At 71.4% G+C, this 13,338-nt stretch carries 15 protein-coding genes and 1 tRNA gene; 2 read left to right on the forward strand and 14 right to left on the reverse strand.

The window, feature by feature from the left end:
• Positions 1-27: 27 nt before the first annotated feature.
• On the reverse strand, positions 28-348 hold the full coding sequence (locus ACFQRD_RS04455) for a DNA primase (protein ID WP_377016961.1): 321 nt from the start codon (positions 346-348) through the stop codon (positions 28-30).
• A 125-nt stretch (positions 349-473) separates the two neighbouring features.
• Between ACFQRD_RS04455 and ACFQRD_RS04460 the strand changes: the two genes are divergently transcribed.
• Together ACFQRD_RS04460 and ACFQRD_RS04465 are read left to right on the forward strand one after the other, a co-directional pair.
• Positions 474-782 (forward strand): DUF5703 family protein, encoded by a 309-nt coding sequence (locus ACFQRD_RS04460; protein WP_377016959.1) that lies wholly within the window; start codon positions 474-476, stop codon positions 780-782.
• A 69-nt stretch (positions 783-851) separates the two neighbouring features.
• A complete protein-coding gene (locus ACFQRD_RS04465; RefSeq protein WP_377016957.1) occupies positions 852-1,361 on the forward strand; it encodes a hypothetical protein in 510 nt (169 codons plus the stop codon).
• A 2-nt stretch (positions 1,362-1,363) separates the two neighbouring features.
• Here the strand turns inward: ACFQRD_RS04465 and ACFQRD_RS04470 are convergent, their stop codons facing one another.
• The 13 genes from ACFQRD_RS04470 to ACFQRD_RS04530 form a co-directional block, all read right to left on the reverse strand.
• On the reverse strand, positions 1,364-2,230 hold the full coding sequence (locus ACFQRD_RS04470) for a TrmH family RNA methyltransferase (protein ID WP_377016955.1): 867 nt from the start codon (positions 2,228-2,230) through the stop codon (positions 1,364-1,366).
• The gene (locus tag ACFQRD_RS04475; RefSeq protein WP_377016953.1) at positions 2,227-2,694 is read right to left on the reverse strand and encodes a tRNA (cytidine(34)-2'-O)-methyltransferase; all 468 of its coding nucleotides are present in this window, start codon (positions 2,692-2,694) and stop codon (positions 2,227-2,229) included. Before ACFQRD_RS04475 ends, ACFQRD_RS04470 begins: the two co-directional genes overlap by 4 nt.
• Positions 2,695-2,810: 116 nt before the next feature.
• A tRNA-Leu gene (locus ACFQRD_RS04480) sits at positions 2,811-2,896 on the reverse strand.
• A gap of 92 nt (positions 2,897-2,988) precedes the next feature.
• Positions 2,989-3,441: a hypothetical protein gene (locus ACFQRD_RS04485; protein ID WP_377016951.1), complete on the reverse strand. Its 453-nt coding sequence runs from the start codon at positions 3,439-3,441 to the stop codon at positions 2,989-2,991.
• Between the two features lie 102 nt (positions 3,442-3,543).
• Positions 3,544-4,434 carry a shikimate dehydrogenase gene (locus tag ACFQRD_RS04490; RefSeq protein WP_377016949.1) on the reverse strand — a complete coding sequence of 297 codons (891 nt, stop codon included), beginning with the start codon at positions 4,432-4,434 and terminating at the stop codon, positions 3,544-3,546.
• On the reverse strand, positions 4,431-5,618 hold the full coding sequence (mltG, locus tag ACFQRD_RS04495) for an endolytic transglycosylase MltG (protein WP_377016947.1): 1,188 nt from the start codon (positions 5,616-5,618) through the stop codon (positions 4,431-4,433). Before mltG ends, ACFQRD_RS04490 begins: the two co-directional genes overlap by 4 nt.
• Positions 5,615-6,181 carry a Holliday junction resolvase RuvX gene (gene ruvX / locus ACFQRD_RS04500; RefSeq protein WP_377016945.1) on the reverse strand — a complete coding sequence of 189 codons (567 nt, stop codon included), beginning with the start codon at positions 6,179-6,181 and terminating at the stop codon, positions 5,615-5,617. Before ruvX ends, mltG begins: the two co-directional genes overlap by 4 nt.
• The gene (gene alaS / locus ACFQRD_RS04505; RefSeq protein ID WP_377016942.1) at positions 6,178-8,886 is read right to left on the reverse strand and encodes an alanine--tRNA ligase; all 2,709 of its coding nucleotides are present in this window, start codon (positions 8,884-8,886) and stop codon (positions 6,178-6,180) included. Before alaS ends, ruvX begins: the two co-directional genes overlap by 4 nt.
• A gap of 133 nt (positions 8,887-9,019) precedes the next feature.
• A complete protein-coding gene (gene rpsD / locus ACFQRD_RS04510; protein ID WP_377016940.1) occupies positions 9,020-9,646 on the reverse strand; it encodes a 30S ribosomal protein S4 in 627 nt (208 codons plus the stop codon).
• A 157-nt stretch (positions 9,647-9,803) separates the two neighbouring features.
• Positions 9,804-11,183, reverse strand: a complete 1,380-nt coding sequence (locus tag ACFQRD_RS04515) for a replication-associated recombination protein A (protein ID WP_377016938.1) — start codon at positions 11,181-11,183, stop codon at positions 9,804-9,806.
• An 81-nt stretch (positions 11,184-11,264) separates the two neighbouring features.
• On the reverse strand, positions 11,265-12,377 hold the full coding sequence (locus tag ACFQRD_RS04520; RefSeq protein ID WP_377016936.1) for a quinone-dependent dihydroorotate dehydrogenase: 1,113 nt from the start codon (positions 12,375-12,377) through the stop codon (positions 11,265-11,267).
• Between the two features lie 62 nt (positions 12,378-12,439).
• A complete protein-coding gene (locus tag ACFQRD_RS04525; protein WP_377016934.1) occupies positions 12,440-12,883 on the reverse strand; it encodes a hypothetical protein in 444 nt (147 codons plus the stop codon).
• 8 nt (positions 12,884-12,891) lie between these two features.
• Positions 12,892-13,275 (reverse strand): hypothetical protein, encoded by a 384-nt coding sequence (locus tag ACFQRD_RS04530; RefSeq protein ID WP_377016932.1) that lies wholly within the window; start codon positions 13,273-13,275, stop codon positions 12,892-12,894.
• Positions 13,276-13,338 lie beyond the last annotated feature (63 nt).

The following is a 13,338-nucleotide window of genomic DNA, read 5'->3' on the forward strand; positions in this document are numbered from 1 at the left end:
GTTCTACGACCCGCTCATGGAGCGGTCTCAGCGCTCGGCGTCATCCTCGTCGTAGTCGCCGTCCTCGTAGTCATCGTCATCGTCCTCGTCGTCCTCGAACTCATCGAGGTCGTCGAAGTCGTCGTCATCCTCATCGTCGTCGTCCTCGGCGTCGAAGACGATGAGCGGGGTGGCGATGTCGTAGGCGTCGAACAGAGCGTCGTCGTAGGTGTCGAAGGCCGTGGTCAGACGTTCGGTCGCGGCGTCCAGGGCCGGATCGTCGTCACCGCGGGACGCGGCGGCGGCCTCGTAGTGACGTTCCAGGGCAGCGATCAGCGCAGCGAGAGCGGAGCGAGGATCCGTGTTCATGGTTGGACGGTACCGCGTCGGACGGCAGAATGGACAGTGGAACCGGCCGGGCCGGGGTCACGACTCTGCTCGTCGGGCAGCGGCGGCCCCGGAGCCGGCCGATACGCGTCTATGCACACAGGAGGATGCCGTTGTCCGGAGGCCAGCAGCCCCTCGCGGCTCGAATCGAGCACGTGCGCGATCCCCGCGGGATCAGGGATCTGCCGCTGGAGCGGGGACGCCGCGCGGAGGACTACGAGTTCCAGATCATCACGGTCCCGCGCAACAGCTCCGTGGCCCAGGTGCGGGCCACACTGACGGAGCAGGCCGAGTACGGCCGGTGGGAGCACGCCCGCACCCGCCTGTACATGGGCGGGGGCAAGAAGGTGTGGATGCGGCGACGCATCATCCGTGTCGAATCCACCCTCGGGTACTCCCCCGTGATCGAGATCTGAGATCGCCGGCCCGTCCACAATCCTCCCGGACGGGCGGGAACCGTCCCGCATCTCTGGTGCAATAACCGTGTGCCCGTTGCTGCTGCCCCGCTGATCCCGCTCGTCGTGCTGCTGGTGCTGTACCTGCCGCCGGCGCTGGTGCTGGCCTGGGTCGACGGGCGCGAACACCGCCTGCCCAATCCGTGGGTCGGCTCGATGACGGCGGCCGTGGCCGCCGCTCTGGCGATCACGGCGGCCGCCGTCCCCGCCCTGCGCGGCGGGCTGCGTACCGCTGTCGTGCTGGCGCTGGTGCTGGGGGTCGGCGCGATCCTGATCGCCCTGGTGGCGCCTGCGCTGCTGGGTATGGGCGACGCGAAGACGGTACCGGTGGTGGTGCTGATGTGCACCGCACTCGGCGGGGACGTGCTGATCGCCGGGCTGCTGGGGATCGCGCTGGTCGCGGGCGCCGCCGGGACCGTCGTGGTGGCCGTGACCCGCCGCGCCGGCGTGCGCTTCGCTCTGGGCCCGGTGCTGCTGGCGGGGCCGTTCCTGGGCCTGCTGGGCGCTCCGGTGGTCCGCAGCGCTCTGGGGACGGCCTGAGCTCAGGGGCCCTGCGACGGCTTCCCGGCGGCCTGGCGCTGGCGCCGCGCCTCGTACAGGGCGATCGAGCCTGCGATGGAGGCGTTCAGCGAGGAAGCGCTGCCGGTCATGGGGATCTCGGCGACGACGTCGCATCCCTCGCGCCAGCCGGCGCTCATCCCGATCGTCTCGTTGCCCACGACGATCACGACGGGGCCCGTGAGATCGACGTCGGAGATCGCGCGGCCACCGGCCTCGTCGAGACCGAGCACCGTCCAAGGTTCGCCCTCCCCGCGCCGGGAATCGACCCAGTCCAGCACGTCGCGGTGCGAGGCCCGTCGCAGCACGGGCTGGGCGAAGATCGACCCGGTGCTGGCACGGATGGCGGCCGGATCCCAGGGGTCGGCGCTGTGCCCGGTGATGATCAGGCCAGCGCCACCGAGTGCGTCGACGGTCCGGGCGAGGGACCCGATGTTGCCGGGACTCGAGGGCCGGTCGAAGACGACCAGCAACGAATCGGACGACGGCGTCAACCGGTCGAGGTCGTCGCTCGGCACCGCGGCCAGGGCGAGCAGCTCGGGGACCCCCTCCTCGCGCTCCCCCAGCTCGGCCATCAGCTCCGCATCGACCTCGACGACCGGCGCCGGCGGCGAGGCCAGGAGCTCGCGGGCCCACCGGGAGGGCCGCTCCCGGCCGTCGGACAGCAGCGCCCGGATCTCGACGCCATGGGCGATGGCCCGGGTGATCGGCCTGACCCCTTGGACGATCATCTCTCCGCTGCGGGAACGCTTGGTGCGGTTGGTCAGCAGGGACTGCCACTGCTGGAAGAGGGCGTTACGACGGGCGAGCCGCGCCGGGAGCCTGGTGCCGGTTCCGTGCGACCGCGTCATGCGCCCGCCCCGTCGTATCCGAACTGTCGCCACGCCTCGTACACGGCGATCGAGACGGCATTGGCGAGATTCAGGGAGCGCCGGGCCGGGAGCATGGGGATCCGCACCCGGGCGGTCACCCGGGGGTGCTCCAGGGCCGAGGCCGGCAGGCCGGTCGGCTCCGTGCCGAACAGCAGCACATCCTCGGGGGCGTAGTCGATCTCGTCGAAGGTCGTCTCGGTATGCGCGGTGAAGGCGAACACCCGCGCCGAGGGCGCGGCTGCCAGGGCGCGGTCCAGATCGGGGTGGATGCTCACATCGGCGAGATCGTGGTAGTCGAGCCCGGCCCGGCGCAGTTTCGCGTCCTCGAGATCGAAGCCGAGCGGCTCGATGAGGTGGAGCCGGGCCCCGGTCACGGCGGAGAGCCGGATGGCGTTGCCGGTGTTCCCGGCGATCGCGGGCTCATGGAGGAAGACGTGGACCATGCCGACGATTCTCCCACGGTGCTCCGTGGTGACCCGGGTCGTGACCCGGCGGTGCCTCAGCCGGCCGGTGACGCAGAAGAACCCCGCTCCACGATCGGAGACGGGGTCCCACAGGGTGTCCGAGAGGGGACTTGAACCCCTACGCCCTAATACGGGCACTAGCACCTCAAGCTAGCGCGTCTACCAATTCCGCCACCCGGACAGGCGGCCGCCGCAGCGACTGAAGAAGATTAGCACGGGCCGGCGCTCGAAATGGGCCCCATCCGCCTCCTGCCAGCACGGACGTGAAGACAATCACGCCATGACGCCGATCCGGCCGGTCCGCATGAGTGTGCGGAGGAGCTCCAGTGCCGCCTCCACGCGGGCGACGAAGGGGCCGGCGGAGCTGTCCGGCAGGCGCTCGGCGAGGTCCTGCAGGGCGGCAGCGGCCAGGACGACCATCGTCGGGTCGGGGTCGATGAGCGAGTCCGGATCCCAGGCCTCCAGAGTGGCCAGGGTCTGGTCGAGCTCGTCGGAGGCGGCGTGCTGGGTCGCGGTCAGCAGGTCCACCCGGGCCCGGGTGGCCAGTGCTGTGCAGCGTCGCAGCAGCGGTGTCGAGACGTCCGGGCCGATGGGCGCAGTGTCCGTGGCCGGATCGGCTGTGGACTTCGCCGTGGGCGGGGACGTGGCGGGGACGATCGTGGCAGAACCGGCTCGCTGCGGGTCGATGGGGTCGTTCTCGCCCCCGAGCCCTTGGTCCAGGTCCATGAGTCACTTCCTCGTGCTCGATCCAGCGGCGTCCGACGAGACCCGTCGGGCGCCGCCACTTTACTACTCCTTTGCTGAACCCGACAAGGGAGCACGGTGTCGTCAGCCCGGCGTCCCGGGGCCCGAGGCGCGCCGGGCGACCTCTCCGCGCGCCGCCGCCAGCATCTCGGTGACGGGGGCCGCGGTGACCGCGAGCATGGAGCGCACCTGCATGTCGGCCTGGTGGGCCAGCATCTCGAGACCGTCGGCGACGGTGCCGCCGCGCTCGGCGACCAGGGCCGCCAGCGGGGCCGGCCACGGGTCGTAGAGCACGTCGAGGAACACCTGCGGCACCGCGAGCGGCTCGCGCCGGCGCCAGTCGGCGGCGACCGTCTCGGCGCCGCCGACGGCGAGGGCGCTGACGACGACCTCCGCCGTCAGGGCAGCGTGATTGTCCTCCCACGCCACCAGCTCGACGGGGGTACCGGCCCGGGCGGCGAGGGCCTCCAGCGGTGCCAGCTTCTCCGGGCTGCGTGCCGTCAGCACGATGGTGCCGGTCCCGAGAGCGACCAGGGCGGCGACCGCGCTGAGCGCCGTCGACCCCGACCCGATCACCGCGCCCCGCACGGGCCCGGCAGTTCCGGAGCCGGCGGGTGCGACGCCGTGATCGCCCAGTGCCGCCACGATCCCGTGGACATCGTGGTTCTCCGCCCGCCACGTGCCGTCGGGGCGACGGATCAGGGTGTTGGAGACGCCCAGGGCGCGCGAGGTCTCATCGGACTCGGCGGCCAGCGCGAAGGCCTCCGGCTTGCCGGGCATCGTCACGCTCAGGCCGTCCAGCTCGCGGCCGGCGCCGCCCTGCACGAATGCCTCCAGCTCGCCGGCGGGGACGTCGTAGCGCTCGTACGTCGCGTCCTCGATACCAAGGGTGCGGTAGGCGGCGGCATGCAGGACGGGCGAGAGCGAATGCGCGACCGGCGAGCCCACCACCGCGAACCGGGAGGGGGCGGTCACCCCTTCGCCTCCGCCCAGGCCTGCCATTCGGCCACGTTCTTCTCGTGCTCCGCCCAGGTCTCGGCGAACTTCGTCTCCCCGGTGTCGGTGTTGACCGTCACGAAGTACAGCCAGTCGCCCTCGGGCGGGTCGATGGTCGCATCCAGCGTCGCGCCCCCGGGGGCGGCGATCGGCCCCGGGGGGAGGCCGGTGTGGGCGTAGGTGTTGTACGGGCTGTCGGTGGCACGCTCTTCGTCGGTGGTGCCGACGCTGGCGCTCTTGCCGGTGACGTAGTGGACCGTGGAGTCGAACTGGAGCCTCATCGGTTTGCCGCCGGCATCACCGGCGCCCTCGAGCCGATTATGGATGGTGCGCACGACCTTTCCGTAGTCCTCGGCGTTGCTGGCCTCGAGCTCCGCGAGGGAGGCGATGGTCAGCGACTCGTGCCACTCCTCCTCCGGGATCTCGCGAGCTGTCAGCTCCTCCTCCATGCGCTCCCACATCATCGAGATGACCTCCTCGGCGGTGGCCTCCTCGGGGATGTCGTAGCGGCCCGGCCACAGGTATCCCTCCATTGACTCCGCCGGGTTCTCGGGGATGCCGTAGGAGGTGTAGTCCTCGGCAGCCGCCTCGAAGTCCTCCACCGGGATCCCTGAGGCCTCGGACAGGAGCGGCCAGATCTGGGTCAGACGCAGCCCCTCGGGCACGATCACCCGGTGTCCGGCGAGATTCGCGGGATCCATCAGGGCTTCCAGCGCGTCGGCGGCGGGCATCTTCTGCTGGAGCCGGTAGACGCCCGGCTCGATGCCCGAGGCGTCGGGCGTGTTGGCGAAGAGATTGACGAACGGGCCCGTGGTCTTGATGACGTCGTGCTCGACGAGGGTCTGTGCGATGTCGGTGCCGGTGTCGCCCTCGGCGACCTCGACGACGGCTTCCCCGCTGCCGGGCCCCGGGTAATCGGCCGCCTCGGTCTCGACGCTGACGTTGGAGGTGAGCCACCGGTATCCCTGGACGCCGCCGACGCCGAGCCCGGCGACCACCAGGATCACCAGCAGCACAGGGAGCACCGAGCGCACGAACCCTCCGCGCCGCGGACTGCGCCGGCGGCCTCGATGGCTGTTGCCCTTCGCCGGCGCCGCGCCGTGATCGCCGCTGCTGGATTCCTCCTGTGTGAGCTCCTCCAGGGACAGCTCGTCGTCGCTCATGCGGTGCCCTCCTGATCGGTGCGTTCCGCCTGCTCGGAATCGTCCTGCGCGGCAGGCACGAGCTCGCCGGCGCGTGCTGCGGTCGACCGTTCGATGTCCAGCGCCTGCTGCAGGATCATCACGGCGGCGACCTGATCGACGACCTGCCGGTGCTTGCGTCCCTTGCGACCCGAGGTGTGCAGCGCCTGGTGTGCTGTCACCGTCGTCAGCCGCTCGTCGAGAAGGCGGATCTCGACGTCGCCGACTCCCGTGGTGTCCTGCGGGCCCTGTGCCAGGACCGTGGCCAGTTCTGCAGCGAAGTCGCGGGCCTTGGCGGCGGCAGGTCCTTCGGTCCCGTCCAGGGAACGCGGAAGCCCGACCATGATGACACGAGCTTCCGTCTCGCGCGCCTCGAGCGCCACGCGCGCGGCCGCGGACTGCCGTTCGACGGTCTCGACCGGGGTCGCCACCAACCCGTCGCGGTCGCTGCGGGCGAGCCCGACCCGGACATCTCCGACATCAACCCCCAGACGGACTCCGCGGGGAAGCCCCGCGACATCCTGGACGTCGTCGGATGGCCTCATGCGGTCACGGCCGCCTCGATAGTGCTGCGCACCGCGGCGAGGGCATCGGGGATGCGGGCGGGCTCACCGCCGCCTCCCTGGGCGAGGTCGGGCTTGCCGCCGCCGCGTCCGCCCATCGCCTCGGCGGCGGTGGCCAGGATCTTCCCGGCGGCCAGGCCCAGATCGCGGGCTCCGGGGCTGGTGGCGACGACGAGCGCGGCGCGCTCGTTCTCGTGCCCGGCCACGGCGACCACGGCAGGCGCGTCGTCGCCCAGGCGCGAGCGCAGGTCCAGCGCGAGGGTCCGCAGATCGCCGGCGGCGATCCCCTCCCCGGCGTCGTGGGCCAGCAGCCGCACCCCGGCGACGTCGACCGCTTCGCCGGCCAGGCGCCCGGCCTCGGCCTGCAGCTGCTGCCCGCGCAGTGCGGCCAGCTGCTTCTCCATGTCCTTGGTCCGCTGGGTCAGGGCGCGCACCCGGTCGGGCAGGTCGTCAGGAGATCCCACCTTCAGCAGCTCGGAGAGCTGGGAGACCAGGGCGTGCTCCTTGGCCTGGTAGCGGTAGGCGGACAGGCCCACCAAAGCGTCGACGCGACGCACGCCGCTGCCGATGGAGGACTCCCCCATCAGCTGCACGGTGCCGATGGCGCCGGTGCTGGGGACATGGGTGCCGCCGCACAGCTCACGGGACCAGTCCCCGCCGATGGAGACGACCCGGACGATGTCGCCGTACTTCTCGCCGAACAGGGCCTGGGCACCGAGCGCGCGAGCCTCGTCGATCGGCATCTGCTGGTCGGTGACCGCGAGCTCGTCCTGCAGCAGGGTGTTCACCCTGCCCTCGATCTGCTCGAGCGCGCTGTGCGGGACGCCCTGGCCGTAGCGGAAGTCGAAGCGCATGCGGCCCGGCGAGTTCTCCGAACCGGCCTGGGTCGCGCCCTCACCGAGCTCCTCGCGCAGGGACTGGTGGACCATGTGCGTGGCGGTGTGCGCGCGGGCGATCGCGCCGCGGCGGGCGGTGTCGATCGCGGCGACCGCCTCGGTCCCGGTGGCGACCGAGCCTTCGACGAGACGGCCGCGGTGGACGATGAGCCCGCGCACCGGGGCCTGCACGTCGTCGACCTCGATCAGGCCGCCGCCGGCGATGGTGATCTGGCCCTGATCGGCGAGCTGGCCGCCGGCCTCGGCGTAGAACGGGGTCGAGGCGAGGACCACCTCGACATCCGCCGGGGCATCGACCGCGTTGACGAGCTCCCCGCCGACCAGCACCGACTCGACGGTGGTCGCGACGGTGGACTCCGTGTAGCCCAGGAACGGCACGCTCTCGCCGCGCTGGGTGAGCAGCCGGTTGTAGATCGCCGTGTCGGTGTGCCCGGACTTCTTGGCGGCGGCGTCGGCGCGGGCGCGCTCGCGCTGCTCCTGCATGGCGCTGCGGAAGGCAGTCTCGTCGACCGTGAGGCCGACCTCGTGGGCCATCTCGACGGTGAGGTCGATCGGGAAGCCGTAGGTGTCGTGGAGACGGAAGGCGTCCTCGCCGGGGACGGAGCGGCCCCCGCTGCCCTTCACATCGCTCACCAGCTGATCGAAGATCGTGGTGCCGGTCTCGAGGGTGCGGCGGAACGCCTCCTCCTCGGCGTAGACGATCTCGGAGATGCGGCCGAAGTCTGCCTCGAGCTCCGGGTAGGACTCCACCATCACCGACTGCGAGATGGGCAGCAGCTGCGGCATGGACGGCTGGGTGTGGCCGAGCAGCCGCATCGAGCGCACGGCGCGTCGGATCAGGCGGCGCAGCACGTAGCCGCGGCCTTCGTTGCCGGGCCGGACCCCGTCGGCCACCAGCATCATCGCGCTGCGGACGTGATCGCCTACGATGCGCAGACGGACGTCGTCCTCCTCGTCGGCCCCGTAGACCCGTCCGGTGAGCTCCTGCGCCTTCTCGATGACGGGGAAGACCTGGTCGATCTCGTACATGTTCTGCTTGCCCTGCAGCAGATAGGCGACGCGCTCGACACCGAGCCCCGTGTCGATGGACTTCTGGTCGAGCTCACCGAGCAGCGGGTAGTCCTTGCCCGTGCCCTCGCCGCGCAGGTACTGGTCGAACACGAGGTTCCAGATCTCGATGTAACGGTCCTCGGCGCGCTCGTCACCCGGCCATTCGGGGACCGTGCCGGTGACGGCCTCGGGTCCGTACTCCGGGCCGCGGTCGTAGTGCCACTCGCCGCAGGGACCGGCGGGACCCGGCTGGCCGGTGTCCCAGAAGATCTCCTCGCGCGGCAGACGCACCACGCGGCGGGGCTCGAGCCCGATCACCTCGGTGACGTGGCGGTAGGACTCCTCGTCGTGCTCCCAGACGGTGAACCACAGGCGCTCGGGATCCATGCCGAGCCCGCCGGCGTCCTGGCTGGAGGTCAGGAACTCCCAGGAGAGGTCGATCGCACCCTGCTTGAAGTAGTCGCCGAAGGAGAAGTTCCCCGCCATCTGGAAGAACGTGCCGTGGCGCGTGGTGCGGCCGACGTTCTCGATGTCGTTGGTGCGGATGCACTTCTGGACGCTGACCGCGCGCGCGTACGGAGGCTTCTCGGTGCCCACGATGTACGGGATGAAGGGAACCATGCCGGCGATCGTGAACAGGATCGAGGGGTCCGAGGAGACCAGCGAGGTGCTGGGGACGACCTCGTGCTGCTTCGAGGCGAAGAATTCGAGCCAGCGGCGATGGATCTCTGAGGTGCGCATGTCTGGGGAGGTCCTTCCTGAGACACCTGGGGCGGGCCCGCGGCGGCGCCGGGCGGGCGGTGCGGACACGAAGGCCCCGGTCAGGGTACCGGAGTACTCCTGCCGGGGCCTTTCGCGTCGCGATCAGCGCATGTCAGCGCGCGTAGTACTCGACGACCATCTGCACGTCGCAGGTCACGGGGACCTCGGCGCGCTTGGGCCGCGAGACCAGCTTGGCCTTGAGCTGGTCGAGCTCGACCGACAGGTACACCGGGGTGGAGGCGTAGACGTCGGAGTTACCGCCCTCGGCGGCGATCTGGTACTGGTCCATGGCCTGAGCCTTCGGCTTGACCTGGATGGTCTGGCCGGGCTTCACGCGGAAGGAGGGCCGGTCGACCACCTTGCCGTCGACCATGATGTGGCGGTGCACGACGGCCTGACGGGCCTGGAGGATGGTGCGGGCGAAGCCTGCACGCAGCACGAGCGCGTCGAGACGCATCTCGAGCAGCTCGACCATGCTCTCGCCGGTCAGGCCCGCCTCCTTCTTGGCGTCCAGGTAGGAGCGGTGCATCTGCTTCTCGCGCAGTGCGTACTGGGCGCGCAGACGCTGCTTCTCGCGCAGACGCACGGCGTAGTCGGACTCGGTCCGACGGCGAGCACGGCCGTGCTCGCCCGGGGGGTACGGGCGCTTCTCGAAGTACTTGATCGACTTCGGGGTGAGCGGGAGCCCGAGGGCTCGGGACAGGCGCGCCTGCCGGCGCGCACGGGTGACGTTGGTCACGAGGTCTACCTCTGTTCGCGTGGTTGAATCCTGATCTTGCAGCCGCGGATTCAGCGCCCCACACTACCCCAGCGCACACCGCTGCTCAACGGACATCGGCCCCGATCAGCGCCCGAGTCCTGTGGAGTCCCCCACAGCGCCGCGGAGGGCGCCGCCCTCAGCTGCCGCGCGCGTCGTCCGAGCGCAGGATCCTGCGCAGCGCCTCGACCCGCCGGCTGGTGCGGTCCTCGTTGCCGTGGTTCGTGGGCCGGTAGTAGTCCACCCCGACGAGATCGTCCGGGGCGTACTGCTGGGCGACCACGCCGTGCGGCGCGTCGTGGGCATACCGGTAACCGGTGCCGTGGCCCAGCTTCTCGGCCCCGGCGTAGTGCGCATCGCGCAGATGAGCCGGTACCCCGGTGCCCTTGCCGGCCCGGACGTCGGCGATCGCCGCATCCAGCGCCCGGTAGGAGGCGTTCGACTTCGGGGCGGTCGCGATATGCACCACGGCCTGGGCCAGGGGGATCCGGCCCTCGGGCATGCCGAGCATCTGGACGGCCTGCATGGCGGCGACCGCCACCTGCAGGGCGTCGGGGTCGGCCATGCCGACCTCCTCGCTCGCGGCGATGACGACGCGGCGGGCGATGAAGCGCGGGTCCTCCCCCGATTCGATCATCACGGCGAGGTAGTGCAGTGCGGCGTCGACATCGCTGCCGCGCATGGACTTGATGAAGGCGCTGGTGACGTCGTAGTGCTGGTCCCCGGCGCGGTCGTAGCGCAGCGCGGCGCGGTTGACCGCCTGCGACAGGGTGGCCGCGTCGATCTCCCGGGATTCCTTCATCAGTGCGGCGGCCGCGGCGGCCTCGAGCGAGGTCAGTATCTTGCGTGCATCTCCCCCACCCAGGCGCAGCAGGGCCTCGCGGGCCTCGGACGTCAGCGTCACCGCGCCGTCCAGGCCCCGCTCGTCGTTCAGGGCGCGATCGATCAGCTCGTCGAGATCCGAGCGCTCCAGCGACTCGAGCGTGAGCACGATCGAGCGGGACAGCAGCGGGGAGATCACCGAGAAGTACGGGTTCTCGGTGGTCGCGGCGATGAGGGTGACCCAGCGGTTCTCGACGCTGGGCAGCAGGGCGTCCTGCTGCGATTTCGAGAAGCGGTGCACCTCGTCGATGAACAGGACCGTCTCGCGGCCGACGGTCCGCAGCCTCGAGCGCGCCTGGTCGACCACCTCGCGGATGTCCTTGACGCCGGCGAGCACTGCGGAGACCTCGACGAACTCGCGGTCCCCCGACTGCGCGACGACGTAGGCCAGGGTGGTCTTGCCCGTGCCGGGCGGGCCCCACAGGATCACGGAGCTGGGCGCGGTCCGGGCGTCGTCGGCCGCCACCAGGCGGCGCAGCGGGCTGCCGGGCTCGAGGGCGTCGTGCTGGCCGACGATCTCCTCGAGGCTGCGCGGGCGCATCCGCACCGCGAGCGGGGCGCGATGGTCGCGGTTGCGGTCGGACAGCGTGCGCGGGGTCGGCGCATCGCCACCGAGCGAGAACAGGTCCTCGTCCATACCCTCAGCCTAGGTCGGGGACGCCGGCGCCGCAGGTCCTGCGCCCGCGGCCGTGCACCGCCGCCGGGCGGCAGGACGCGCTCAGGCCCATGCCTCGCCACCGAGCTCGCGGGCCAGCCGCCCCGGCCAGCCCGGGCCCTCGTAGATCATCGCCGTGTACCCCTGGACCAGGTCGGCCCCGGCCGCCAGGCGGGCGCGGACGTCGGCAGCGGTGGTCACTCCCCCGCAGCTGATGATGGCGGCCTCGCCCGGCAGTTCGGTGCGCAGCAGTCGCAGCACCTCCAGGGAGCGCTCGGCGAGCACGGGTCCGGACAGCCCGCCCGCGCCGATGGTCTCCAGCCGCTCGGGCTCGGTGCGCAGCGATGCGGGACGGGCAATGGTGGTGTTGGTCGCGATGACGCCCGAGAGGCCGACGTCGGTGGCGAGGGCTGCGACGGCCCGGAGGTCCTCGTCGTGGAGATCAGGCGAGATCTTCACGAGCACGGGGAGCTCACGGCGCAGGCGTCGTCGTGCCCGGGAGACCTCGTCGAGAACGGCCTCGAGCACGGGCCGGAGCATGTCGACGCTCTGGAGGTCACGCAGCCCCGGGGTGTTCGGGCTGGAGACGTTGATCGCGAGGTAGCTGGCGTACGGCGCGAGCAGACGGGCGGAGAAGCGGTAGTCCTCCGCCGCATCCTCGAGGGGGGTGACCTTCGACTTGCCGATGTTCACACCGATCACGGCGCGCTGGCCGCGCTCGGTACGGCGAGCGGTCGCGAGATGCCGGGCCAGTGCCTCGGCGCCGTGATTGTTGAAGCCCATCCGGTTGATGAGGGCGCGGTCCGGGATCAGCCGGAACGATCGCGGGCGGGGATTGCCGGGCTGGGGCTTGGCCGTGACCGTGCCCACCTCCACATGGCCGAAGCCGAGGTCGAGCAGCGCCAGCGGCACCTCACCGTCCTTGTCGAAGCCGGCCGCCAGCCCCAGCGGGCTGTGATGGTCGGCGCCCAGGACATGGCGGGCGGGACGGTGATCGTGCAGCGGGTCAGGGGTGGCGAAGGCTGCCCGCAGCAGTCGCCGACCGCCGGGCAGGTTCTGGGCCGCCCGCAGCGAGCTGACCGTGAGGCGGTGCGCCTGCTCGGCATCGAGCCGGCTGAGGCCGCGGCGGAACAGCGTCTCGTACGGCCCGCGTCGGGAGGTGTCGTCTGTGGTCACGGGGATACCGTACGCGGTCGGGCGTCGTCGGGACGCGGCCGAGGGGCCGGCACCGACGCGGCTCACCGGGTGCGTCGGCCGCGCACCATGTAGATCAGCGCCACCGCCGGCAGCAGCAGCGGCACGAAGCCGTAACCGCGCCCATAGACCGACCACACGGTGGCGTCGGCGAACAGCTCGGGATCGAGCAGGCTCAGCGTGCCCACGGCCAGCACGCCGACCAGTTCGAGGGTGCACAGCGCCTGGGCCAGGGGCGAACGGCGGCCGCGGCGGATCAGGGCGAGGGTCACGGCGATGTAGGTCAGCGCCGCCAGCAGCGAGAAGCCATAGGCGACGGGCGCGAAGGAGAAGTCCCGCAGGATCTGGACCAGGCTGCGGGCCGTCGCGGAGAGGGCGAACAGCCCGTAGACGATGATCAGCACGGCCTCGAAGCCGCGTGAGCGAGACTGCTCCCCCGCACGCGGCGCAGCGGTGGGGCGCTTCTCCCCGTCGGTCGTGTGCCTCATGTCATCGCTCACGCGAAGCCTCCCGGCCAGATCTGATGAAGGCGCATCAGCAGCACCACGGACGTCAGGGCGACCACGGCGATCGCGAGGCTGCCCCAGCGGCTGCGCTCCCACACGCCGACCCACACGCCGGCGACGGCCATGGCCAGGCCGGTCAGGAGATAGCCGTAGAGGGTGACCCGGTCGGCCGGGGCACCGCCGGCGAGGTCCTCCAGCCCCAGCACGACGGCGAGGACGACCCAGACCACCGCGACCAGCGCACATGCACCGAGCAGGACCAGATCGGCCCGCAGATCGCGCACCGCGTAGTAGATGCCCAGCAGCGCGGTCACCACACAGACCACCGACACCAGGATGCTCAGCGCCAGCATCGACCGTCCCGTCCTCGTCATGTCCGGGCCGTGGAGATGCCACGGCCTGCCGGCTCTGCGTCAGCGGGCCGCACGGGGCGACCG

Source organism: Brachybacterium sp. GCM10030268 (assembly GCF_042666305.1).
Classification (GTDB): domain Bacteria; phylum Actinomycetota; class Actinomycetes; order Actinomycetales; family Dermabacteraceae; genus Brachybacterium.